The 23,461-nt window shown below is 45.0% G+C and carries 18 protein-coding genes; 8 read left to right on the plus strand and 10 right to left on the minus strand.

The genetic code is table 11. From position 1 onward, the window contains the following. Positions 1 to 37: 37 nt before the first annotated feature. Entirely contained in the window at positions 38 to 799 is a 762-nt protein-coding gene (locus MARME_RS11620; protein ID WP_013661458.1) for a sulfite exporter TauE/SafE family protein, read from the plus strand. A 96-nt stretch (positions 800 to 895) separates the two neighbouring features. Further along, complete coding sequence (locus tag MARME_RS11625) at positions 896 to 1,972, plus strand: 3-deoxy-7-phosphoheptulonate synthase (RefSeq protein WP_013661459.1); 1,077 nt, start codon at positions 896 to 898, stop codon at positions 1,970 to 1,972. Positions 1,973 to 2,121: 149 nt separating this feature from the next. Here MARME_RS11625 and nfuA read toward each other — a convergent pair whose 3' ends face one another. Beyond that, positions 2,122 to 2,703, minus strand: a complete 582-nt coding sequence (gene nfuA, locus MARME_RS11630; RefSeq protein ID WP_013661460.1) for a Fe-S biogenesis protein NfuA — start codon at positions 2,701 to 2,703, stop codon at positions 2,122 to 2,124. Between the two features lie 294 nt (positions 2,704 to 2,997). Here nfuA and MARME_RS11635 point away from each other — a divergent pair, with 294 nt between their 5' ends. The 5 genes from MARME_RS11635 to fusA all read left to right on the plus strand — a co-directional run bounded on the left by MARME_RS11635 (position 2,998) and on the right by fusA (position 9,416). Next, positions 2,998 to 4,659 (plus strand): nitrite/sulfite reductase, encoded by a 1,662-nt coding sequence (locus MARME_RS11635; protein ID WP_013661461.1) that lies wholly within the window; start codon positions 2,998 to 3,000, stop codon positions 4,657 to 4,659. Then, positions 4,643 to 5,122 (plus strand): DUF934 domain-containing protein, encoded by a 480-nt coding sequence (locus tag MARME_RS11640; protein WP_013661462.1) that lies wholly within the window; start codon positions 4,643 to 4,645, stop codon positions 5,120 to 5,122. The genes MARME_RS11635 and MARME_RS11640 overlap by 17 nt, the downstream gene beginning before the upstream one ends. A 180-nt stretch (positions 5,123 to 5,302) precedes the next feature. Further along, on the plus strand, positions 5,303 to 5,929 hold the full coding sequence (locus MARME_RS11645; protein WP_223294971.1) for a TIGR04211 family SH3 domain-containing protein: 627 nt from the start codon (positions 5,303 to 5,305) through the stop codon (positions 5,927 to 5,929). A 39-nt stretch (positions 5,930 to 5,968) separates the two neighbouring features. Next, positions 5,969 to 7,141 (plus strand): cation:proton antiporter domain-containing protein, encoded by a 1,173-nt coding sequence (locus MARME_RS11650; RefSeq protein WP_013661464.1) that lies wholly within the window; start codon positions 5,969 to 5,971, stop codon positions 7,139 to 7,141. 190 nt (positions 7,142 to 7,331) lie between these two features. Continuing rightward, positions 7,332 to 9,416, plus strand: coding sequence for an elongation factor G (fusA, locus tag MARME_RS11655; protein ID WP_013661465.1), 2,085 nt, complete (start codon positions 7,332 to 7,334; stop codon positions 9,414 to 9,416). A 130-nt stretch (positions 9,417 to 9,546) separates the two neighbouring features. Here the strand turns inward: fusA and MARME_RS11660 are convergent, their stop codons facing one another. From MARME_RS11660 to MARME_RS11700, 9 genes are all read right to left on the minus strand, one after another. After that, on the minus strand, positions 9,547 to 10,599 hold the full coding sequence (locus tag MARME_RS11660) for an aldo/keto reductase (RefSeq protein ID WP_013661466.1): 1,053 nt from the start codon (positions 10,597 to 10,599) through the stop codon (positions 9,547 to 9,549). A gap of 173 nt (positions 10,600 to 10,772) precedes the next feature. Further along, positions 10,773 to 11,990 (minus strand): cytochrome-c peroxidase, encoded by a 1,218-nt coding sequence (locus tag MARME_RS11665; RefSeq protein WP_013661467.1) that lies wholly within the window; start codon positions 11,988 to 11,990, stop codon positions 10,773 to 10,775. Between the two features lie 218 nt (positions 11,991 to 12,208). Beyond that, entirely contained in the window at positions 12,209 to 12,463 is a 255-nt protein-coding gene (gene minE, locus MARME_RS11670) for a cell division topological specificity factor MinE (protein WP_013661468.1), read from the minus strand. A 1-nt stretch (position 12,464) separates the two neighbouring features. Then, positions 12,465 to 13,274, minus strand: coding sequence for a septum site-determining protein MinD (minD, locus tag MARME_RS11675; protein WP_041648606.1), 810 nt, complete (start codon positions 13,272 to 13,274; stop codon positions 12,465 to 12,467). 199 nt (positions 13,275 to 13,473) lie between these two features. Next, the gene (minC, locus tag MARME_RS11680) at positions 13,474 to 14,229 is read right to left on the minus strand and encodes a septum site-determining protein MinC (RefSeq protein ID WP_013661470.1); all 756 of its coding nucleotides are present in this window, start codon (positions 14,227 to 14,229) and stop codon (positions 13,474 to 13,476) included. A gap of 389 nt (positions 14,230 to 14,618) precedes the next feature. After that, a complete protein-coding gene (locus tag MARME_RS11685; RefSeq protein ID WP_013661471.1) occupies positions 14,619 to 18,419 on the minus strand; it encodes an AAA family ATPase in 3,801 nt (1,266 codons plus the stop codon). Continuing rightward, positions 18,416 to 19,660 carry an exonuclease subunit SbcD gene (gene sbcD / locus MARME_RS11690; protein ID WP_013661472.1) on the minus strand — a complete coding sequence of 415 codons (1,245 nt, stop codon included), beginning with the start codon at positions 19,658 to 19,660 and terminating at the stop codon, positions 18,416 to 18,418. The genes MARME_RS11685 and sbcD overlap by 4 nt, the downstream gene beginning before the upstream one ends. 63 nt (positions 19,661 to 19,723) lie before the next feature. Further along, positions 19,724 to 20,476 carry a 2Fe-2S iron-sulfur cluster binding domain-containing protein gene (locus MARME_RS11695; RefSeq protein WP_013661473.1) on the minus strand — a complete coding sequence of 251 codons (753 nt, stop codon included), beginning with the start codon at positions 20,474 to 20,476 and terminating at the stop codon, positions 19,724 to 19,726. A gap of 255 nt (positions 20,477 to 20,731) precedes the next feature. Continuing rightward, positions 20,732 to 21,508 carry a PAS domain-containing protein gene (locus MARME_RS11700; RefSeq protein WP_013661474.1) on the minus strand — a complete coding sequence of 259 codons (777 nt, stop codon included), beginning with the start codon at positions 21,506 to 21,508 and terminating at the stop codon, positions 20,732 to 20,734. Positions 21,509 to 22,398: 890 nt separating this feature from the next. Here MARME_RS11700 and MARME_RS11705 point away from each other — a divergent pair. Beyond that, positions 22,399 to 23,448 carry an FHA domain-containing protein gene (locus tag MARME_RS11705; RefSeq protein WP_013661475.1) on the plus strand — a complete coding sequence of 350 codons (1,050 nt, stop codon included), beginning with the start codon at positions 22,399 to 22,401 and terminating at the stop codon, positions 23,446 to 23,448. Positions 23,449 to 23,461: the final 13 nt, after the last annotated feature.

The following is a 23,461-nucleotide window of genomic DNA, read 5'->3' on the forward strand; positions in this document are numbered from 1 at the left end:
AGTGTTGCTAGCTTAATTCATTTAAAGAACGAACACGATGGAAATTTTTTGGTACATTGCTGCGGGTGTTGGCGTTGGTTTAGCGGTTGGTATTACAGGAGTAGGAGGCGGTTCTCTTATGACACCACTGCTTTTGTTATTTGGTTTTCCCCCTCATATCGCCATAGGGACAGACCTCATGTATGCCGGCATAGCCAAAAGTACGGGTGTTTATATGCACGCGCGTCGAGGCAACGTTAACTGGAAAATAATGGGGGCGATGGCTGCGGGTAGTCTCCCCGCTTCCTTGATCACCATTTGGGTACTCTCAGGCTTTGAGCACCCTGAGCATTACCAAAGCACGCTTTCAGCAACGCTGGGGTTCATGCTCGTATTAACCGCTGCGGTACTCATATTTAGAAAGCGTCTACTTAGCTTTTTGAACCCCAATTTAACCGAACAACAAAGTCGAACGTACATCTTTTTTGGTGGCATCGTTTTAGGCGTGCTAGTCACCCTCACCTCGGTTGGCGCTGGTGCACTTGGCACTGCCATGCTGTTGCTTTTATTCCCACTTATGCAAGCAAAGAATGTCGTCGGTACAGACTTAGCCCATGCTGTCCCCTTAACCTTGGTGGCAGGTATCGGTCATGTATTCCTTGGAAACGTCGATTATTTCTTGTTGTTAGGACTACTGATTGGCTCTATTCCTGCTATTTATGTCGGAACACGGCTAGCCAGTTTTGTACCAAACCAAGTTTTACAACCTATTTTAGCCTCGACATTAATGGCTTTTGGCGTTAAATATCTTTTCTTCTAATTAAAGTGCGAAAAAAGTTATATTAAATATTCAATATTGCCGAAAAAACAGGTAGGGTTACGCCTTAATTAAAATCAATAATTAGGGTACCCCGTAATGAGTGATACACGCTTAGAGGATTTGAATGTTGCTTCGTTAACGCCTCTAGTTACACCTGCTAGTCTAAAAAACACGCTTCCTTTATCCGAAACTGTACGCGATATTGTTTCTCGCTCTAGAGAAGACATCAAAAACATCATGGACGGAAAAGATCACCGTCTCGCGATCGTAATAGGCCCCTGCTCTATTCACGATACAGATGCCGCTATCGATTATGCAAAACGCTTAAAAGCGCTTTCAGAGAAAGTGGGTGACACTCTTTACATCATTATGCGTGCCTATTTTGAAAAACCGCGTACTACCGTTGGTTGGAAGGGCTTAATCAACGATCCAAACCTAGATGGCAGTTTCGACATTGAAAAAGGAATGGGGATCGCACGTCAGTTATTGATTGACTTGTCTGAACTCGGACTTCCACTTGCGACTGAAGCGCTTGATCCTATTTCGCCACAATACTACCAAGACTTAATCAGCTGGTCGGCTATCGGCGCTCGTACAACGGAATCTCAAACTCACCGTGAAATGGCGTCAGGTCTATCTGGACCGGTTGGTTTTAAAAACGGCACAGATGGCTCAATGACCGTTGCCGTCAATGCGATGCAATCCGTCTCACACCCTCATTCATTTCTTGGCATCAATGAAGAAGGTCAAGTTAGCATAGTCAACACTAAAGGCAACGCCTACGGTCACATTGTACTGCGCGGTGGAAATGGTAAACCTAACTACTCAGCGGAACATGTGAGCGCAAGTGAAGAAGCGCTGAACAAAGCCAATCTAAAACATAACATTATGGTAGATTGCTCTCATGAGAACTCGGCAAAGAAACCTGAAAAGCAAACAGAAGTTGCACTGGATGTGACACGCCAGATCCTAGAAGGTAACAACTCAGTTATGGGACTAATGATTGAGAGCAACATTGGGTGGGGTAATCAAAAAGTAACTGAAAACAAATGCGACCTAAAATACGGCGTATCTATTACAGACGCTTGTATTGATTGGGACACAACAGAAAAAACCTTAATTGATATGGCAACTGCTTTACGAGACGTTCTACCAAAACGCCCAAGAGCCTAGCCCTACAAAACGCCTTTTGCCAGAACCAGAATTAAAAGCGTTTAATTTGTACAAAAAAGGAGTGCTTTATGGCACTCCTTTTTTATTGACTGTTTAAGCTTGAGCACTGTCGCATTTAAACGCACAACACTCAAGCATAACGGTCTTAATTACATAAACGCATTATCGGTCACGGTGTGATCCGTCGAGTCTTTAACCGCGGTGAGTCCAGGTACCTTCTCAATCAGCGTTTTTTCAACACCTTCTTTCAGTGTAAGGTCGACCGCACTGCAACCTTGGCAACCACCACCAAACTGAAGAACAGCGACACCGCCCTCAATCACTTCAACCAGTTTCACTTCGCCGCCATGTGCCGCAAGACCAGGATTCACATCCGAGTACAAAACATAATTGATTTGATCTTCAATCGGGCTGTCTGGCGTTACTTTAGGCATTTTCGCATTAGGCGCTTTAATAGTAAGCTGACCACCCATTTTCTCCGTTGCGTAATCGACAAACGCTTCATCTAAAAACGCAACAGAGTTCTTTTCGATAAAAACCTTCAGCTTAGGAAGGTTTAAAATCTCATCAGTTTCATTGACTTCATCAGGGCGGCAATAAGCCAAGCACGTCTCTGCGTAGGGAGTACCAGGTTGTTGGATAAACATACGCACGGCCATACCTTCAATGCCTTGTTTATCAAGCAAACCTGATAGATATTCCTGAGCACTGTCAGTAATAGTGATATTCATAACACCCCTTATGGAACTTCGTTTAATTTCTTTACCCAAATGATAACGCTTCATGCATTAAAACGAAAGACCAAGTAAAAAAGTAAGGTATTTTTGCACGTTTTTTTAGACTGATATAAAAATAGAAGAATTCTCATTCTCATCAATGGCATAGCGTTATTTTCTTATTTCACTTTACCTATATTACTTATTAGTAAAAACCCTAAAGATATAGATAAATATTCATTTTTAGAATAAGCGAACTTTGCTAGAATGCCGCCACTAAAAATTTATTAACAACGGTTTTGTCTTCTTATGTATCAATACGACGCTATCGATCAGCAGCTCGTACAAGAGCGTGTAGCGCAATTTCGCGACCAAACACGCCGCTATCTAAACAACGAGCTTAGTGAACAAGAGTTTTTGCCATTACGACTTCAAAATGGATTGTACGTTCAACGTTACGCTCCAATGTTGCGAGTGGCGATTCCATACGGCATGCTTTCTAGTGCGCAACTTAGAACCCTTGCCGACATCGGTCGCCGTTATGACAAAGGTTACGGCCACTTCAGTACGCGCCAAAACCTTCAGTTTAACTGGCCGACACTGGAATCTGTCCCTGACATTCTTGCTGAGTTGGCGGAAGTCGAAATGCACGCGGTTCAAACAAGTGGTAATTGTATTCGTAATACAACGACCGACCAGTATGCTGGTGTAATCGCAGACGAAATTGTTGACCCAAGACCTTACTGCGAACTTATTCGTCAATGGTCTACGTTCCACCCAGAATTTGCCTTCCTACCGCGTAAATTCAAAATTGCAGTAAATGCGACTGAGTCAGCAGACCGTGCAGCAACACAAGTCCACGATATAGGACTGCACATCAAAAAGAATGACGCAGGCGAAATTGGCTTTAAAGTCATCGTTGGTGGTGGCTTAGGTCGTACCCCAATGGTTGGTGTAACCATTAGCGAGTTTGTCCCTCGCGAAGACCTTTTGACCTATCTCGATGCGATCATCCGTGTTTACAACCAAAATGGTCGTCGTGACAACAAATACAAAGCTCGTATTAAAATACTGGTTAAAGCGCTGGGAATCGATGCATTCCGCAAGCTTGTTGACGCTGAGTGGGAACACCTGCGCGGAAAAGAAAGCACGGTGCCAATGAGCGAGTTCGAACGCTTACAAGGTTTCTTCACAGAGCCTGCTTACAAAGCACTTGAAGAACAACCTCAGTCTTTGACCGACAAATTAGCAAACAGCGCTGGTTTTGCCCGTTGGTACGAACGCAACACCTTCTCTCACAAGAAAGCTGGCTACCGTATTGTTACGCTTACACTTAAGAAGAATGGCCAAGCGCCTGGCGATGCTACGTCAGAGCAAATGGATAAAGCGGCAGACCTTGCTGATAAATACAGCTTCGGTGAACTTCGTGTTAGTCATGAGCAAAACCTAGTACTTGCTGATGTTCAACAAGACCAACTTGTTGAACTTTGGGAAGCGGCAAAAGAGTCTGGTTTCGCGACCCCTACTCTGGGTCTATTAACGGATATGATTTGCTGCCCAGGCGGTGACTTCTGTGCACTAGCAAACGCTAAATCCATCCCGATTGCCAAACAAATTCAAGACACATTTGATGATCTAGACTACCTATACGACATCGGGGAAGTTGATCTAAACATTTCCGGCTGTATGAACGCATGTGGACACCACCATGTTGGTAACATCGGCATCTTGGGCGTAGATAAAAAAGGCGAAGAGTTCTACCAAGTCTCCATGGGTGGTGCATCTGGCCACGATGCAAGCATTGGTAAAATCTTGGGCCCTTCGTTCGCTCAAGAAGAAATCGGTTCAGTAATGAAGCGCATCATCGACCTCTATGTAGATCAGCGCACAGAAGAAGAACGCTTCATCGATACATTCCGCCGAATCGGCATCAAACCGTTTAAAGAGGCCGCATATGCAAAAGCTAATTAAAGACGGCGCGATCGTCGACAATACGTATTCATTAGTGAACGATGCTGAACAAGTAATCAGCGAGAATAGCATCGTTCCAATGCAACAATGGATCGAAAACGCTGACACACTTGGTAAGGTTGCGGGCATCTGGATTGACGCTGGCGAAGGTGTCGAAGCATTGGAAAATCAAGACCTGAGTCAATTAGATGTGGTTGCAGTTAACTTTCCTGCGTTCGCCGATGGCCGTGGTTTCAGTTACGGTCGCCTCGTTCGCGAACGCCTTGGGTTCAAGGGAGAAGTTCGTGCGATCGGTAACTTCATTCCTGACCAACTAGGCTACTTACTACGCTGCGGGTTCAGTGCTTTTGACTTCGAACAAGACGTAAATCTTGAAAAAGCCCTCGAATTGCACAAGCCTTTTAGCGTGGCATATCAAGGGGACGTTGCTGACCCTCGCCCGGTTTTCCTTCGCCGAGGCTAAAAGACAACCCTCACCTGCATAACGACATGCAGGGTCGTTCTTAAAAAAAGGCTCTTCGGAGCCTTTTTTATTTGCATACACCTACCAGAACCCAGTATCTTATAGTGCTGAAGTGATTGATTGTTAAAGGGTCTTAACGTGTTCAAAAAATGTCTTACCAGCCTTGCATTTGGCGTCCTAATGTCTACCAGTGTTATGGCTGAAACCGTCTATGTTTCAGATATCCAGTTTATCGCTATTCGCGAGGGCCAAAGCAACAACACAAGAGCCGTCGAGCGCGGTTTAAAAAGCGGCACACCTCTTGTTGTCCTAGATAAGAGCAGCGGCTATACAAAAGTTCGCACCCCCCAAGGGAATGAAGGTTGGGCAGCGGATTATTTTCTAAGTGAGAACCGAGTAAGTCGTGATCAACTAGTGCGATTAGAAACCAAACTCACAGAGGCAGCAGAGGCAAAATTAAACGCCGAAGAAGCACTCGATGAAGAAAAAGCGAAAACGACTGATTTAGTTAACCAAGTACAACAACTAAATTCAGAGCGCTCCTCTCTTCAAAATCAACTGAACGAAATTAATGAGCTTGCTCAAAAGGCGCGATCTATTGTCGAAGCCAACGAAGAATCAGCGTACAAAATCGAATCTTTACAGCAGCAACTGAATGCCATTCAAGGCGAAAACCAGATGCTAAAGTCGTCCAAAGAACAACGCTGGTTTATCATCGGAGCCACGACAATTATCATTGGTGTATTGGCAGGACTCGTCCTTCCAGCTACACGCAAGAAAAAAACGTCGACGGGCTCTTGGAGCTAAAATCAACACGATCTTGACGCTAAAAAGGTAACGAGTTATATGGACGTATCGATCGTACATTCGTTTTTTTTGATTTTTGCTGGGGCGGCGGTCGTCGCCTCTATCGCGTTATATACTCGTCAACCAATGATTCTCGCGTATATCGCACTGGGGGTATTGCTTGGGCCTTCTGCACTTTCGTTGATAGACGAACCAAAACTAATGGATGAAATGTCTCATATAGGCATCATATTCCTGCTGTTCTTGCTCGGTCTAGACATGCAACCGAGTCACCTCATTAATATGCTCAAAAAAGCATCCTGGGTTGCCCTCGCGTCATCCATCGCATTTGCAGCCTTAGGATACCTAGTTTCCACCGCATTTGGTTACACACAGACAGAATCCATTATTGTCGGTTTGGCAATGATGTTCTCAAGTACCATCGTCTGTATAAAACTATTACCCACTACCGTATTACACCACAAACACACCGGTGAACTTGTCGTGGGACTTTTGCTTTTACAAGACATTATTGCGATCGCTGTATTACTGGTCCTTTACAGCATTGGCAGCAGTGAAGACACCAGCGATTTCATGCGGTATGCCAAACCCGTTCTTGGATTGCCGATTTTAGTTGGCGGCGCGTTCCTATTTGTGAAATATGTACTCCTTAAACTCATCGCTAAGTTTGACCGTTTTCATGAATACATCTTTCTTGTTTCTATCGGTTGGTGTTTAGCGATGGCCGTCGCGGCTGAGACAGCAGGCCTCTCCGCAGAAATGGGTGCATTTATCGCTGGTGTGGCGCTCGCAACCAGCCCCATTTCACAATACATCGCCACCAACCTTAAGCCGCTAAGAGATTTTTTCTTAATCCTATTCTTCTTCTCAATAGGAGCAAGCTTTAATCTCGCTCTACTCGGCACGGTTATTGTCCCAGCGATCGTACTGGCTGTGAGTGCGCTACTTATTAAGCCAACGGTGTTTAGATACCTTCTAAAAGGCTTGAAAGAAGACAAATCAACCTCTTGGGAGGTTGGGTTTCGATTAGGGCAAGTCAGCGAGTTCTCTTTGCTTATTGCCTATCTCGCCGCGTCCATTGGATTAATCGGCGTAGAAGCAAGTCATGTCATCCAAGCAACGGCCATTTTAAGCTTCGCGTTATCGACCTATGTGGTTATCCTGAACTACCCTAACCCAATTGCGATATCAGACCGCTTAAGAAAAGACTAAAAGAAGCGTTAAGCTACTGAAAATTCAGCTTTTAGCGAAAAAAATTGAACAAAGAAAGGGGCGTTTAAAAACGCCCCTTTCTTTGTTTACTAAAAATATAATAGAATACGCGCCAATACCTGACTACAAATGCAAAAAAGTCTTGTATACTATCGCGAAAATTTTCGTCCCAAACTTATAGAGTAAAGTAATGGCTGACTTATCACACTACAGAAACATTGGTATTTTTGCCCACGTTGACGCGGGTAAAACAACCACAACAGAACGAATCCTGAAACTTACTGGTAAGATTCACAAAACTGGTGAGGTTCACGACGGTGAATCTACTACAGACTTCATGGAACAAGAAGCAGAGCGCGGTATTACTATCCAATCGGCTGCTGTAACTTGTGAGTGGAAAAAGCACCGCCTAAACGTTATCGATACTCCTGGACACGTTGACTTCACAGTAGAAGTATACCGTTCTCTTAAAGTTCTAGACGGTGGTATCGGTGTATTCTGTGGTTCTGGTGGTGTAGAGCCTCAATCAGAGACTAACTGGCGTTATGCTAACGAATCAGAAGTTGCACGTTGTATCTTCGTTAACAAACTAGACCGCCTAGGTGCAGATTTCTTCCGCGTTGTAGAGCAAGTTAAAAACGTATTGGGTGCGAACCCACTTGTTATGACATTGCCAATCGGTACAGAAGACGAGTTCTCTGGCGTTGTCGATGTACTAACTAAGAAAGCGTACATTTGGGATGACACTGGTCTTCCTGAAAACTACGAAATCACTGACGTACCAGAAGACATGGTTGATCAGGTTGAAGAATACCATGAGCAGCTTGTAGAAAGCGCTGTTGAAATGGATGACGACCTAATGGAAGCCTACATGGAAGGTGAAGAGCCTTCTCTAGAAGACATTAAGCGCTGTATCCGTAAAGGTACTCGCGAACTTGCTTTCTTCCCAACTTTCTGTGGTTCTGCTTTCAAAAACAAAGGTGTTCAGTTGGTTCTTGACGCTGTTGTTGATTACCTACCAGCACCAACAGAAGTTGATCCTCAGCCTCTTACAGATGCTGAAACAGGTGAGCCTACTGGTGAAGTTGCGACGGTTTCTGCTGATGAGCCACTACGTGCATTGGCATTTAAGATTATGGATGACCGTTTCGGCGCCCTAACCTTTATCCGTATCTACTCTGGTCGTCTTAAGAAAGGTGACACGATCCTTAACTCTGCAACAGGTAAAACTGAGCGTATCGGCCGTATGGTTGAAATGCAAGCTGATGACCGTAACGAGATCTCTGAAGCTCAAGCTGGTGACATCCTTGCTGTTGTAGGTATGAAGAACGTTCAAACAGGTCACACTCTATGTGATCCTAAGCACGAATGTACTCTTGAAGCGATGATCTTCCCAGAGCCTGTAATCTCTATCGCTGTTAAGCCTAAAGACAAAGGCGGCAACGAGAAAATGGGTATCGCAATCGGTAAAATGGTTGCAGAAGATCCATCTTTCCAAGTTGAAACAGACGAAGATTCTGGCGAAACTATCCTTAAAGGTATGGGTGAGCTTCACCTAGACATCAAAGTTGACATTCTTAAGCGTACTTACGGCGTAGAACTTGAAGTGGGTCAACCACAAGTTGCTTACCGTGAAACAATTACACGCGAAGTTGAAGACAGCTACACTCACAAGAAACAGTCTGGTGGTTCTGGTCAGTTCGGTAAGATCGACTACCGCATCAAGCCTGGTGAGCAAAACTCTGGCTTCACGTTCTCGTCTTCTGTTGTTGGTGGTAACGTACCTAAAGAATTCTGGCCTGCTGTTGAGAAAGGCTTCAAGTCTATGATGGAAGAAGGTGTTCTTGCCGGCTACCCTGTACTAGACGTTGAAGTTGAACTGTTCGACGGTAGCTACCACGCGGTTGACTCCTCTGCTGTGGCGTTTGAAATCGCAGCTAAAGGCGCTTTCCGTCAGTCTATCCCGAAAGCAGGCGCACAACTTCTTGAGCCTATCATGAAAGTAGACGTGTTCACTCCAGAAGACCACGTTGGTGACGTAATCGGTGACCTTAACCGTCGTCGCGGCATGATCAAAGACCAAGAAGCAGGTGTTACTGGCGTTCGCATCAAGGCAGACGTACCGCTTTCTGAAATGTTCGGTTACATCGGTCAACTACGTACAATGACATCTGGTCGTGGTCAGTTCTCTATGGAGTTCTCTCACTACAATGCATGTCCTGCGAACGTTGCTGAGTCTGTAATCGAAGCTGCAAAAGAGCGTCGTGACAGCTAAGATTCATTGCGAATACGCAATAATCTAACGCATTAAAAAAACCCGGCATATGCCGGGTTTTTTATTAGCTGTTTTTTGACTAGACGGTTTTTCAAATGTTAACGCTTTAGAACTTTTAAGCTCTAAATCTTTAGTAAGGCATTGGATAACGTTTAAATACGTCTGCCACATCCTTCAAAACATCATCTGACAATGCAATTTCAAACGCACCAATATCTTCAATAAGCTGATCCATTTTCGTCGCACCAATGATCGTTGATGTTACACCATCTACTTGGTCACACCATGCTAACGCTAACTGAGCGGGCATTAAACCGTGCTTTTGAGCAACATCACAATACTCGGCGATAGCAGCATTAGAAAGCTCTGTATCGCGGAACAAGCCATTGCGCTGCGCGTAGCTCCAACGACTACCTTCAGGGCGCGCTCCGTTCAAATATTTGCCCGTCAGCGCACCCGCCGCCAGTGGCGACCAAGGCAAATACGCAACATCATCACGCACACACTGCTCTATTAGGTACGGCCAGTCTTTCGCGTGAAGTAAACTAAACTCGTTTTGAATAGACGCAACACGCGCCAAGCCATGTTTTTCACTCAACTTAACGTATTCACTGATACCCCAAGTCGTATCATCTGACAGGCCAAAGTGACGAATCTTCCCAGCCTTCACGCTCTCATCTAATGCCTGTAAGATCTCAAGCATTTGTGCTTTATGCGCTTCGGTATCAACATCTGTAAAAGTTATACGACCAGGATGATGTTTTGCAAAATGAGGCGTCGTACGGTTCGGCCAATGCATCTGATAAAGATCGATGTAATCCGTTTGCAACCTTTCAAGCGACGCGTCAATAGAGCTAATAATCGCCTCCCCCGTAATATCACCACCACCGCGAATATAACGAAGACCATTGCCTGCAATCTTAGTCGCCAGAACAAATTCATCCCTGCGATGAGGGTTACGCGAAAGCCAATCACCAATTATCGTTTCAGTTTTCCCATAAGACTCAGGCGTTGGTGGCACAGAGTACATTTCTGCGGTATCAAAAAAGTTAATACCTTGAGCCAGTGCATACTCAATTTGCGCGTCTGCGTCTTCTTGGGTGTTCTGCGTACCCCATGTCATCGTCCCCAAACAAACACGAGACACCTCTAAACCAGTACGACCTAACGTTGAATACTTCATTGCTAAGTGTTCCTTAATAAAATTAAATCAAACATACCAATCCAATGTAATCAATTTAACGCTCAAGCACCAGAGTCACGAAAGGAAAGTTTGTGCATTTGCCACCCACAAAAAAGCCGCCCTGCAACAACAGAACGGCTCTCTCAATCTAGGCCCATTTAAATACAAACCCGCTACAGGCTGCCCTTACTCGACTCATCAATAAGATGCTCATAGCGGGAGTCTGTCAGCGTTTTCATAAAGGCAACCAACGCATCAACACGTCGATCATCCAGCGCAGGCGCTTTTTCAAGCTCTTTAAAGTCAATAGACTTAGCCACTTCTGGATCTCGCCACGGTTGTCCGGTTTCAGGGTTTATTTTACGCTTAGGATTGTTGTATTTATCGTAGAACAATACGACTGTCCTTAAATCCTTAAACACACCATTGTGCATATACGGACCCGTGACTGCGACGTTACGCAAACTCGGCACCTTAAACTGCCCTTCGTATTTGCGATCGGTTACCGCAGGATTGTTCAGCAAACCAATGTCATACCCTTTTTCATTGTGAACAACGATATCGGGGTTAGAGGGCACGCCAATATTGCGGTAATCGTAGTTAGAAAAGGTTTCTTGCGGATGAATCGGAGAACGTCGAAGTTGATGACAGGCATTGCAATTAGTAAATTGCTGAGAAAAGAAAAGTGTTTTACCTAACTCCTCTTCTGGCGTTAACTTGACCTCACCGCGTAACGAACGGTCGTATTTCGAGTCAAACGGCATAAACAACTCCGTTCGCTCAAAATAGGCAATAGAGTCAGTCAACGCCGCATAGGCTTTTTTGTCGGTTGACAACACATCTTTGCCATAAATCTCTTCAAGTTGCGTTAAGTAACTTGGATTTTCCCGAATACGATCCATGACTTCCGTTTCATCTTTAAGCGCCATTTCAAGAGGGTTCAAGAAAGGGCCTGCCGCCTGTTCTGCCAACCCATTTGCACGGCCATCTAAAAACTGCCCTCCCCGATATTCGCCGTTCGCTTTACGGTGAAAAGGAGGTGAAAATGCAGCGTAACCGGCGGTAGGTGCATTTCTATCGCCTTGAGAGACCTCGTCACTGCCAAGTGAAACCGCCCCGTCACCCGCTAAGTTACGATGATCAACAAACGCGGCCCCCATATCATGACACGAGGCACAGGACTGATTTCGTTCTTTCGACAAATTGGTATCAAAGAAAAGCTGGCTACCCAAAAGCGCTTTGGAATCGTCTAACGGAACTGGCAAATCTGAACGTTTTACCGGGGGAGCCTTCACAGGCTTATGATTAGTTTGCGACACTTGATTAACATCAGAACCGCATCCAACTAATAAAGCGGATAGGGCCAGGCTTGAAATGAGTAGACGATACATCTCTTTCTCTCAATAAAAATAAAACGTAAGACAGCGCTGAAACATGAACCATCACATAAATCGGTTGATTCAGAATATATCACGCATGATCAGACTATTAATTGCGACGAATCAGCTATTAACGCAATTTCCTTATTTTTACGTCGACGACGCATTAGAGCGCCTACCGTAGGAGTAGGCGCTCATTCTAATCTTACAAAAACCTTACAATGTCACACCTACTGATCAGGCAAAGTGACATTTAACTCCAGTACACTGCAATCTTCTATATTTTCAAGCTGTATCTGAACATCTTTAGAATCAACCTGAACATACTTACGAATCACATCAATGATTTCCTGCTGCATTTGCGGCAGGTAATCTGGCTGCTGACGCTTAGAGCGCTCATGAGCAACGATGATCTGAAGACGATCTTTAGCTACGGACGCCGACGAGGGCTGACTTTTGCTTTTAAAATAATCAAATATACCCACGTTAACCTCCTAACAAACGCTTAAAGAATCCCTTTTTCTGCACATCAAGGAAGCGCATTGGACGCTCCTCACCCATCAATCGATCTACCGCATCAGAGTAGGCCAAACCAGCTTCCGATTCTGCCTCTAAAATAACAGGCGTACCTTGGTTAGACGCTTTTAAGACAGATTCAGATTCTGGTATAACACCCAACAATGGAATCGCCAAAATCTCTTCCACATCTTCGACACTCAACATCTCACCGGCGGAAACGCGCTCTGGGTGATAACGTGTGATAAGCAGATGCTCTTCAATCGGCGCTTCGCCTCGCTCCGCACGACGACTCTTGCTCTGCAAGATACCTAGAATACGATCGGAATCTCGTACAGAAGAGACCTCAGGGTTAGTAACCACCACCGCTACGTCAGCGAAGTACAACGCCATTTGCGCCCCACGCTCAATCCCTGCTGGCGAGTCACATATAATGTAATCAAAATCTTGCGCGAGCTCCTGCAAGACAGCATCAACACCTTCTAAAGACAATGCATCTTTATCGCGGGTTTGTGAAGCAGGCAAAATGTAAAGCCCGTCCGTTCGCTTGTCTTTAATCAGCGCTTGATTTAACGTCGCTTCTTTATTGATCACGTTTACAAAATCGTAAACAACGCGACGCTCACACCCCATAATCAAATCAAGGTTACGCAAACCAACATCAAAATCGATGATAACGGTTTTATGACCCCTAAGTGCAATCCCTGTCCCTAATGCAGCACTGGAGGTGGTCTTACCCACACCACCCTTACCAGACGTGACAACTATAATTTTCGCCAATGCTAAATCCCCCAACTCTCTGTCGTATAGGTTCTGGTAAGTTGTTCTGGCGTCACTCAAAAAGAGCCCTGAACAACCTACTGAATATTAATTTCTCTAAATGAAAGCAAAAACAGCGCTAATAGATAGGCCATTCCATTCATCTTCTCTTGCTCTGCTCTTGTCTTGCGTTCGACGTTACAATCGACCGCTCAACACTCTAAAGTGGCGCGACTTCTAAATTGTCGTCCACCAGCGCCACTTGAGCACTTTCTTTCCAAACGTTTTTTTGCAACGAATCACTAAGCATAAAGTTCCCTGCGATAGACACAAGCTCCGCTTCCAAACTTTTACAAAAAATTCGTGCCTGCTCATCACCACGAACGCCGGCTAACGCTCGTCCGCGTAATGCGCCGTATACGTGTATGTTTCCATCCGCCAGCACCTCCGCTCCAGCACTGACCTGAGACAAGACGATCAAGTCGCCTTCTGCGTAAACCTGCTGCCCGGATCGTATCGGCTTTGTAATCACTTTTGCAGGTTGGTTAATGTGCTTCTCTTCAATGACCTTCTTGATCACCACGCTCGCTTCATTCACAGAAGCGTCGTTCGAAGAAGCGCTCACGTCAGAAACCACTTCCTTGACTGGAGCGACTTTAATATCACGCGATTTTGAATCGGGAAGCTGAGGAATGCTCGACGCGTCCAACCAATCTGGCAAATTATCTTTTGACCGCCACCCGATAACACTCATTCCTAGGTCTCGAATGAGTTTAACCATCATCTCAAATTCATCCAGCGAAACCGCTCTGCATTTAGCCAGATCAACAATCACGGGAGCTTGATTAAAAAAGTGCGGCACTTGTTCAATTTTTTGAGCTAGATCCTTTCGAATGCGATCCAATTCAGGTTCATGAATCTCAAGTAGCACGGTAGTTACAACACTTCCTTTTAAGCGGAAGCTAATATCTGACATCGACTATTCCTTCTTACGTACAACGCCTAGCAAGGCCATTAAACGGCGCAATTTGACGTTTCCCCGTATTCTAACAAGATATGAGTAAGTCCATCATATTAATTTCAAAGCGATTAATAAAATGTCAGTGCACTATTTACGCAAATGCGCACTAATCGATCACTACTACAGTAAAACATACCAAATATGACCAAGCCAGTAACTCTATGTATTTTATGGCTTTTTTTAAGTTATTTACAAGGTTTTACCTAGATATCTGGGGAAAACCTCTGCCCAATTTTATGACAGAGGCAAAACATGAAAACAACCTCTCTATCGAGATGCAATTAGCCTCCGGCAATATTAGGTAATAACACCAAGTAGCACTTAATGAAACGCATCAAGAAACGTTACCGAACAGAGTAGCACTCCGATAAACGGCTAAACCCTAATCCAGCCTGCTTCGACACGGTTATCTGAGTGGGTATACGTTCCTTCAGCGCGTCAATATGACTAATCACCCCAACGTGTTTGCCGGACGCATTAAGCTGATCCAACGCATCTAGCGCAATTTCAAGTGTGTCGTCATCAAGCGTCCCAAAGCCTTCGTCGAGGAAAAGAGAGTCAATACTGGTTTTATGCGACACTAGATCCGACAACGCGAGCGCCAAAGACAAACTAACGAGAAAGCTCTCACCTCCTGACAAGGTTTTGGTATCACGCGTGATGTCCGCTTGCCAAGTATCCACAACCAACAACGACAGACCTTCCTGTAGGTTTCGTTTTAGCTGATATCGAGGCTGCACCGTTTTCAGGCGTCGATTCGCTAAATAAACAAGATTGTCGAGCGTTACGCTCTGCGCATAGCGGCGAAATTTGGCGCCATCTGCCGAGCCAATCAAGTTATTCAAGGTCGCAATCGCTTCAAACTGCACTTTTCTAGCGTGCAACGCCGCAAACTGCTCCTTTAAACGCGCTCTTTTAGCAAGCTCATGCTCAAGCGTTGCTTTAAGCTCTCCTACTTCCTGCTGTGTTGCACTCAAAGAATCTGACACCTCAGAGACAACACCCTGTAACTGAAGCAAACCTTCTTCGTTTAATTCGATTTGAAAGCCGTTTTTCTCAAACGCCTCTTTACCCGTTTTACTGGATTCAAGCGCCAACGTCGCTGCATCGACATCACGTGTCGCCTCTTCCAATTGCTTAGCTAAACGTTCTTGACGCTGTTTCATTGACTGATACAGCTCATCATTTAACTGACTTGCCTCCCATGAAGCGTCATCATGAAAGCCTTTTGCCAAGCGCTCAGCACACCATTTCTGATCGGCAAGCGAAAGCACTTCTCGTTCTTGCACAATCAACTGAGTATTGAGTATTTCTTTCTGCTTTAATTCCGCCACTGATACCTGCTGACGATGTAACTTTTGCTCAAAAACTGTAAGGCTCTGTCTGCACGAATCCACCGCCTTAACATACGTTGCTCTCACGGCATCCAGAGAACGCCCAGTTAAGAACTTAAACAATGCTTGTTCAATTTCAGCAATCGTTTTTTGAGCGCGCTCAAAATCAACCTTAAGCGCATCGGCTTTTTCTGTTAACTCTCGCTTACCAGCCTCTAGGTGTGTTCGTTTAATCTCTATCTCACGGAGGTCTCGCTCTACAAGGTCTAACGCTGTCGATGCCGAAACCCACTCTTGATAACACCGTTCCAATAACGCGAGCGCCTTAAAGATCTCCCGCTCTGCATTATTTAGATCCCATTCCTTTAGACTGGCTTCCTTTTCTGAATGGTAACGATACACCTCAGGAAAACTATCTAGAGTATTGTTATTATCCAGCGTGCCGAGCTGCTCATCGATGTTACCCGTGCCTTTAAGCTCAGCAACGCCAACCCTCATTTTTTCGAACGTATCCTCAATAGCACTGGTGTTTTGATCAATACGATGATCCAACTCGCCAATCGATTCTGTGTGTCGCTTTATCTCTTGAGCAATGTTCACAAGAGAATACTGGTGATCTTTTAGAAGGCTCGCTAAATGACGCTTTCTTTCATTAGCATCGTCACGTGCTTTATCTCGCTCTTCTGCCAAGGTTACTGCGCCCGACAACACGATAAGCTCACTTTCGAGTTTTTCTACACGTTCGGTTGGAGACATCAACGCCAAGTTTTCAAACCCACTAGAAAAATCAATCTCGATAGACTCAAGCTCGTGTTTTTGCGCTTCGAACTCAAGGCTTCGCTGCTCAATTGTATTACGCGTTAACGCCATACGCTCGGTCATACCGCGAACTTCAAGACGTTTTTCTTGCAACTTGTGCTCAAGGTCGTCGTATAAAGCCTGCCTTTTAAGGCGCTCTATTTCTAAACTGTCCGTATGAGTTGGAGTATCTTCTGCCCAAGGGTGAGTATCACTACCACAAAGCGGACAGGCTTCACCATCAATCAGTCGCGCCCTTTCTGCTTCTAGGCTCGCAACACGGCGCTCTAACTCAACTCGCTTCGATAAATGCTCTAAGAAGGCTTTTGCTTCCTCATGCTGAGCACTTAATACACCTAGCTCGTTAGTCACCACTTCGGAGCTATTTTCGAGCCGATTAAGCTCCGCACGATGCTCATCCAATGTCGCACTAAGCATACCCAGTGCATCGCTCTTCTCTTTATGACGCATCACACTAGGCAGTAGGTTTTTCACTCGATGGCATCGATCAATAGAAAGTCGATCAGTTTCCGCCGAATCTAAGAGCGCTTCGAGCTCAGTGTCGAGCTCACGAGTGACAACCAATGTGTTGGTTTGCTCTGCCTTGGTGGATTCTTCCTTATCGCGCCAGAGCTGACTCGTCGCATTGAGGTCTTTTTTACGCAGCGCCAGTTGCGCGTTGTCCTGTTTCAGCTCTAGATACTGTTCTTTTAGATTCAACACATAGGGCAGCTGACTCACTCGCGCTTGTACGTTATCGGGTGCGTTAGACAACACTGAGACTAACTTAGTCTGGCGTTCCACCAAATCAGATTGTTTCTTGCTCACCAACTCGTATTGAGTCGTCATGCCATTGAGCGAAAGCATCTGCTCTTTCAATGCCAGAGAAAGCCCATCTGACGTTTGCTGCTCCCTTTCTTGTGAACGCAACAAAGGCTCAATATCACGCTTCACGCTTTCCTCAAATGCGTCCGACGCTTGCTCGCTATGCGCTAATTGTTGTCGACTTTGGGACAACTCCGCTTCTATGGTCTTGATAACGTCCGCTTCTCTTGCGGCGGTTGTGATCAAATCAGATTGACTCTTGTCTAACGTTGCCAACTTGGACTGCGAAGCCAATAACGCCGCACGGACCTCATTCAATGACACAGCTTTCTCATGAAAAGCCAGTTGCGCTTCTTCATCTTTAAATAGCGTTGATTGATGAACGACCTCTGCCTGTCGCGCTGTGGCGTTAGACAGTTGAGACTGAGCACTTAGAAAAGCGTGAAGCCATTGATAGGCGTATTGATGATTTTGCAACTGCGTGTTTAATTGAGTTGCCTTTTCTTGCACAGAATCTAGGTCAAGACGCAATGAATCCAGTACGTCGTCTTCCATAACCTCGACACTGCCATGAATCGCCTCAAGTTGCTCAATGGCCTGCTTCTCTTCGCGATACCGCTCAAACACAAAACTTGAAATCTGCGCATAGACTTCGGTTCCGGTTAACTCCTCCAGCAATTCCGCTTTTTCACGCTCATTAGAATTCAAAAACGCAGCAAAACCACCTTGAGCCAACATCATTGAACGGGTAAAACGACCAAAGTCCAGTCCCGTCAACTCAGCGATCAAACGTATTTTCTCGTTTGTCTTAGTCGTTAGCAGCTTGCCTTCGCCATCGGCGATCTCACATTTTGCGTCTTGTAGATTGCCATCAGACCGTCCTCTGGCACGACGCTGGCTCCAGAATGAGCGATAGCGTTTACCGTTAACCTCAAAAACAACCTCAGCCAAACAGTCCGACGTTGAACGCGTCATGATGTCATTGACACTTTTCGATACTTTTAGACCGCGAGGCGTCTCGTGATAAAGAGCAAGACAAATAGCATCCAACAAGGTGGACTTGCCAGCGCCGGTCGGACCGACAATCGCGAACAAACCATTTTCGTCGAATGGGCTAGACTCGAAATCTAAATACCACTCTCCTTTAAGCGCATTTAGGTTTTTAAGTCTTAACGAACAAATCTTCATTTTTCGGCTCCTTTGTCCGTATTCATTTCGGACAAAAGCTCAGCAAACAAAACCCTTTGAACCCGCTTTTGCTCATCGTCAACGCCGTCCACCTCATCAATCAAACGCTCAAACACATCAGTCACAGACAACTCATCAAGTGTTTCATTGTTTGCAACATCTTGCTGTAGAGTATTGAGCGGTTTAACACGAGTTAAACGAAGTAATTCGGCGTTTTTCCCTTCTAATAAATCATTAATACGGTTTTGTACATCGGCGCCAAATTCAAGCGATTCGACTTTAATCTCTAACCAAGTTGGTTTATCGCCATCAAACGTCTCAGTGGTTATTGCCTCTGTAACCTCAGCATACGATCCCTTAATCGACATCATCGGCTGAAAACGAGGAACAGCGACTTCTCGTAGGGTGTTAGCGATATCCGTGCTTTCAAACACCACGACCTGCTTGATATGAGAGACCTCGTCAAAACTCAACGGAATCGGTGAGCCGCAATACCGTATGCGCCCTTCACGTCCGACTTTTTGCGGTCGATGAATATGACCCAATGCGAGATAATCAAACTCAGGGAACGTCGAGCCAGGCACATTATCAACACTGCCCACATAAATATCGCGCACTGATTCTGTAGCATCGCCACCGACGACAGTCAAATGACCGGTACCGATGATAGGAACCGCTTGGCCTTCTGCAAGATCCAGTCCCTCTCTCAAACGCAACGCTTGATCGAACTGCTTTTGGTAATACGCCGCAATATGGCTCAACAATTTATCTTTCTTAAACTGCTCAGATTCACCTTCGAATGACTGATACAAGTCTTTAGGACGCAAAAATGGGACCGCACAGACAATGGCAGCAGGCTCTCCACTTGCATTTTTCATCATCAAGACATTGTCTAGACGCTCTTCAAGTTCAAGCACAGGGACGGTCACGACATTGGCGTTCATATACGACAATAAGCTTTTCGATTCATTTAGCATGCTGACGGAGTCATGATTCCCCGCAAGAATCAGAAGCTGACACTTAACATTAAACAAAGAGACAACAAGCGAATGGTAAAGCTCTCTCGCGTAACTCGGAGGCGCGCCCGTATCGAACACATCGCCGGCCAATATAACCAACTCTATTTGTTCAACTTCAACCAAAGAAACCATCCAATCAATCAACTGACGATGCTCTTCGTGACGCGTTTTTCCCATAAAATGCTGGCCAAGATGCCAGTCAGAAGTGTGTAAAATTTTCATTAACGTAACATTTTCACTGACGGTAGAGTAAAGAAGGCTCAAAGAAGAAACGAATCATAAACACTAAGAACGGTGAGCACTCACTAAAGGGAGAGAAATAAGATGCTCCGAGCGCATTTTCGCCTCTAACAGTACCTTTTCCCAATCCCTAGAACACAATGCCTGTCCAACAATAACAACACTCTGAAAGCGCTGGAAACGAAAGGCGCTTAGATCAATATCATAGCCCTCACCTTCTATCATGGTGTTCTCAGTATGATCGGTATACAGCGTTTCAATATACTCAACTAATTCAAAAAGCGATGGCTCGACGAGAAGTAGCACTCGTCCGTCAAACGCCGATGTTAAATTTGAGTCTGATGATTTGGAGGGGCGTGTTTGAGCGCGAGTTAGCATTTTGTAATGTAACGGAGAAGCGTAACTATTCGACGACCAAAAGCACGTGCCATTCGCATTACCGCCGACCACCGTCCACACATCAGGCTTAGCATCAAAGCTTACTTTATCGCCCAAAGTAAGCAAACAGCGCGCCGCACCGACTAACAACGTACCTGAGCGCAATGACTCAACGAAATTAACATTAACGGGACTGCTCTCAACCTCGGGAGACGCCAACGACAAATTAAACGAACGGTTTATTGGCGTCTGACAAGCAAGCAAATCACGGTTTGAATCAAGGTCAAGAACTCTGCATGAGCAACACGCACCCGCTCGACAACCGTAGGCAATATCGACTCCGCGCTCAAGCAGAAAACTCAGTAGGTTTACACCCTCTTCCTCTGTTTGAAACAACGTGCCATCTAGATTTACATTCATTGACCACCCGCAACATCTAATGACTATATTATACGATCAGAAGCGGACCTCTGTGTAATGCTCTTCTGAGTCCGCTTCTAGCCAGTGGCCTAAGCCAGACATCTAAGTTAGTCACTTAATTCAGCCACCTAAGTCAACGACCTAAGAGCAAAACCAAGTTGAAGAAGCTAAGCACTGGCTCATTCTAAAACACAAACTCATTCCTAGATCCGCTCTAATGGTTCATATTATGGCACACTTCGGATTCGCATTGGGCTATAAAGGTTGGGCGGGGGGACGTCGCTTAGCGCGAGGTTCGTAAGATGACTTAACTAGAGTGAAGCGTTTCTTCACAACCTGACCGATCGACGGTTGAATGAAGGCGAGATACATACGTTGATTATCCAGTGTAATTTCTTTCATTTCCCAATCACAACGCAGACTAATGCCGCCATTGTGAGAGTAGATAATCCCTTCGTGTGATCGCCCTAAAATAGCAGGACCATTGGCAGACAGCTCGGCTAGCCAATTTCGTTTATAGATATCACGTAAAAAAGGAAAGCACGTCAAAAACTCAACGTTACGATGAATCACTTTCTCTCGACGAGAGCCAACGATCGTCAACACAGAATCATTGGCTTCTATGATTTTACCGTTTCGGTCGATCAGCAGCGCCGCTATCTGATGGTTATTGAGTACCGCCTCAAGAATTTGTTCAGCAAACTGACGCCCTTTCTCTGCATGCTTGTGACTCCGGCGAGCCTCATCACGCTGCCGCGTTAAGCTTCCAACTTTTCTTGAGAAGCGCTGAAGCATTTCGATGCCGTCAAACATATTTCTAGTAGGCATCGCACTGTCATTATCGACTGAATGCAGCTCTTTAAGCTCTTTCTTGCGCCGAATAATACACACAACAAGCCCAATGAATGAAAAAATAAGCAGCGCTAACGCAAGTACGCCGTACTCACTCGATAATCCCTTAAATAAAAGTGTTGAGGAGCTAAAACCAACAAAAGAGGACAGCACAACCACACAGAGGCCGTTATTCTTCATTGTACCTCCAACACTCAACGTCTAAATTCGTCAAAACACACCATCTAACCAAAAAAGTGGATGACTAAAACTCTAGCAGCCGCTGCATTTTCGCTCTGTAGCATTTTGTATGAGTTTGATTGTTGGCGCGTAATAGGGTGACAGAAGTAAGCAAATTAAGAATTTAGTGTGACCAAAAAGGCCAATATTGAGCCTATTCAGAAAAAGCATTCGTTATTTACTCCCTCAACATCCCTTTGCCTAAGGCGCTGTTACAGCGGGGCTTGTAGACAACACGTCATAAACTTTGGCGCTTTAAATTTTATGAACTACCATTCAATTTTATAGAATATCACGCCAGATGGATGGAGGAACGCTTACTCATTTATTTAAATCCAACTAAACATACATACTACAAGCGAGATGAAGGTGTGAACAAGTCCACTGACTTCAGCGTGTGAATAATGCTTCTTTATTCGAGGCAAGTGTCTGAAGACAAGTGTCGCCTTCCAATATGAGCATATTGGCAAGAAAGTTAACAAAGAATTTAAAGAGAGCTGAGCCCGCGCCTTTTGGGTCTTTCAGAGAAACAACCTATCTTCGTTAAGAGTGATTGAAAGGTATCAACCTGCTCACTCTCGCCTTGATAAGCTGTTTCTCTGATAAGACTGAAGCTCATAAAACTTATTCGTACCTTCCCTACATATTTACACAGTTATTACATAGCTGCGACTAGGTTTCAGTATGTAAACAAGATATAAACTATTTAACATTCTATTACGCAAATGTACGCTTTATTAATTGAAACAAGTGTTGTAAGTTATGTGGGCAGTGTAAATCTTCTAGGGCGAACTTAGTTGATATAAAAGCAATAAAGGCGTGTAACAAGGAATTCAAAAAGGAGCGGGATCATGCCAGATGCTATCAAAAAAAATACAAAAGCCGGCAAAACAAACGGACTAGACATCAATCAAAATGCGTTACCCATTTCTGCGAATACATTCGCTGGTGGCATTCTACAATCTAGCTCAGGCCAACTCATTTATTTACGCCAGTATCACTCTTTTGGCCGCATGCAAGGCTGTCACACACTACTCTCAAGAGAAGATATTTCACGCATCCATGCACTCATCTGTTGGAAAAACGACCGCTGGCACTTAGAAGACAAAAGCACCAATGGCGTATGGATAAACGATCAAAAGGTCGCCAAAGACACCCCTATTGAATTACACATAAACGATAAAATTATCTTATCGTCGAGAGACGGCGAATCGTTTAAGGTCTTGAGCCTACTTCCACCATGCGACCTACTCATTCATATCAACCCGTCTAAACCTGCTATCCCACTGAACAAACCCCAGACCGATATCAATGAAAACATCAGCATGACCTACGGAAGCTTGGGGTGGAAATTTATCGATCGATCAAAAGGTGGCCAACCTTTCCCGATTCAAAATGGCGAACTTCTTCAATGTGGCGGCGCGTATTACCGACTCCAAACCAACATAATCGAACACGATACCCTAATAAACCGTCCAACAGCGCACTCAGCATCGGACTTAGACTTTAAACTTGAAGTCTCCGACGACGAAGAGCACATCAAGCTCATTATCCAAGACGCTCACCAAACAACCGAAGTCGCGGGACACCGAATCCAAAGCCAACTCTATTTACTGCTCTGCCTTGCACGTAAAAGCATTGCTGACAAAGAGGCTGGGTATTCAGACAACAACCGAGGTTGGATTGCGCTTAGGCAACTCTCTAAAACCCTAGGCATCGAACCCGAAAACACGCGCATTCGTCTCCATAGACTGCGTACTAGGCTCAGAGACTCCGTCAGTTTTAGTGGATTCGACGCCTGTGAGCTACTGCAATTAAAAGACGGAGAAATCCGCTTTAACAGCGAAAATATTACCGTAATTAAGGGAAATGACTCGGAAAACAGAAAGGAACATCACTAAACCTCAAACATAA

The sequence above is a fragment of the Marinomonas mediterranea MMB-1 genome (assembly GCF_000192865.1).
GTDB classification, from domain to species: Bacteria; Pseudomonadota; Gammaproteobacteria; order Pseudomonadales; family Marinomonadaceae; genus Marinomonas; species Marinomonas mediterranea.

What these genes read in the sequence shown, in the direction of transcription:
- MARME_RS11660 (WP_013661466.1), bottom strand. Translation starts at nt 10,599, where the DNA reads ATGAAGTATTCAACGTTAGGTCGTACTGGTTTAGAGGTGTCTCGTGTT.
- MARME_RS11685 (WP_013661471.1), bottom strand. Translation starts at nt 18,419, where the DNA reads ATGAAGATTTGTTCGTTAAGACTTAAAAACCTAAATGCGCTTAAAGGA.
- nfuA (WP_013661460.1), bottom strand. Translation starts at nt 2,703, where the DNA reads ATGAATATCACTATTACTGACAGTGCTCAGGAATATCTATCAGGTTTG.
- MARME_RS11695 (WP_013661473.1), bottom strand. Translation starts at nt 20,476, where the DNA reads ATGAATGTAAATCTAGATGGCACGTTGTTTCAAACAGAGGAAGAGGGT.
- MARME_RS11620 (WP_013661458.1), top strand. Translation starts at nt 38, where the DNA reads ATGGAAATTTTTTGGTACATTGCTGCGGGTGTTGGCGTTGGTTTAGCG.
- MARME_RS11665 (WP_013661467.1), bottom strand. Translation starts at nt 11,990, where the DNA reads ATGTATCGTCTACTCATTTCAAGCCTGGCCCTATCCGCTTTATTAGTT.
- MARME_RS11625 (WP_013661459.1), top strand. Translation starts at nt 896, where the DNA reads ATGAGTGATACACGCTTAGAGGATTTGAATGTTGCTTCGTTAACGCCT.
- MARME_RS11705 (WP_013661475.1), top strand. Translation starts at nt 22,399, where the DNA reads ATGCCAGATGCTATCAAAAAAAATACAAAAGCCGGCAAAACAAACGGA.
- sbcD (WP_013661472.1), bottom strand. Translation starts at nt 19,660, where the DNA reads ATGAAAATTTTACACACTTCTGACTGGCATCTTGGCCAGCATTTTATG.
- fusA (WP_013661465.1), top strand. Translation starts at nt 7,332, where the DNA reads ATGGCTGACTTATCACACTACAGAAACATTGGTATTTTTGCCCACGTT.
- MARME_RS11640 (WP_013661462.1), top strand. Translation starts at nt 4,643, where the DNA reads ATGCAAAAGCTAATTAAAGACGGCGCGATCGTCGACAATACGTATTCA.
- MARME_RS11645 (WP_223294971.1), top strand. Translation starts at nt 5,303, where the DNA reads ATGTCTACCAGTGTTATGGCTGAAACCGTCTATGTTTCAGATATCCAG.
- minC (WP_013661470.1), bottom strand. Translation starts at nt 14,229, where the DNA reads ATGTCAGATATTAGCTTCCGCTTAAAAGGAAGTGTTGTAACTACCGTG.
- MARME_RS11650 (WP_013661464.1), top strand. Translation starts at nt 5,969, where the DNA reads ATGGACGTATCGATCGTACATTCGTTTTTTTTGATTTTTGCTGGGGCG.
- MARME_RS11700 (WP_013661474.1), bottom strand. Translation starts at nt 21,508, where the DNA reads ATGAAGAATAACGGCCTCTGTGTGGTTGTGCTGTCCTCTTTTGTTGGT.
- MARME_RS11635 (WP_013661461.1), top strand. Translation starts at nt 2,998, where the DNA reads ATGTATCAATACGACGCTATCGATCAGCAGCTCGTACAAGAGCGTGTA.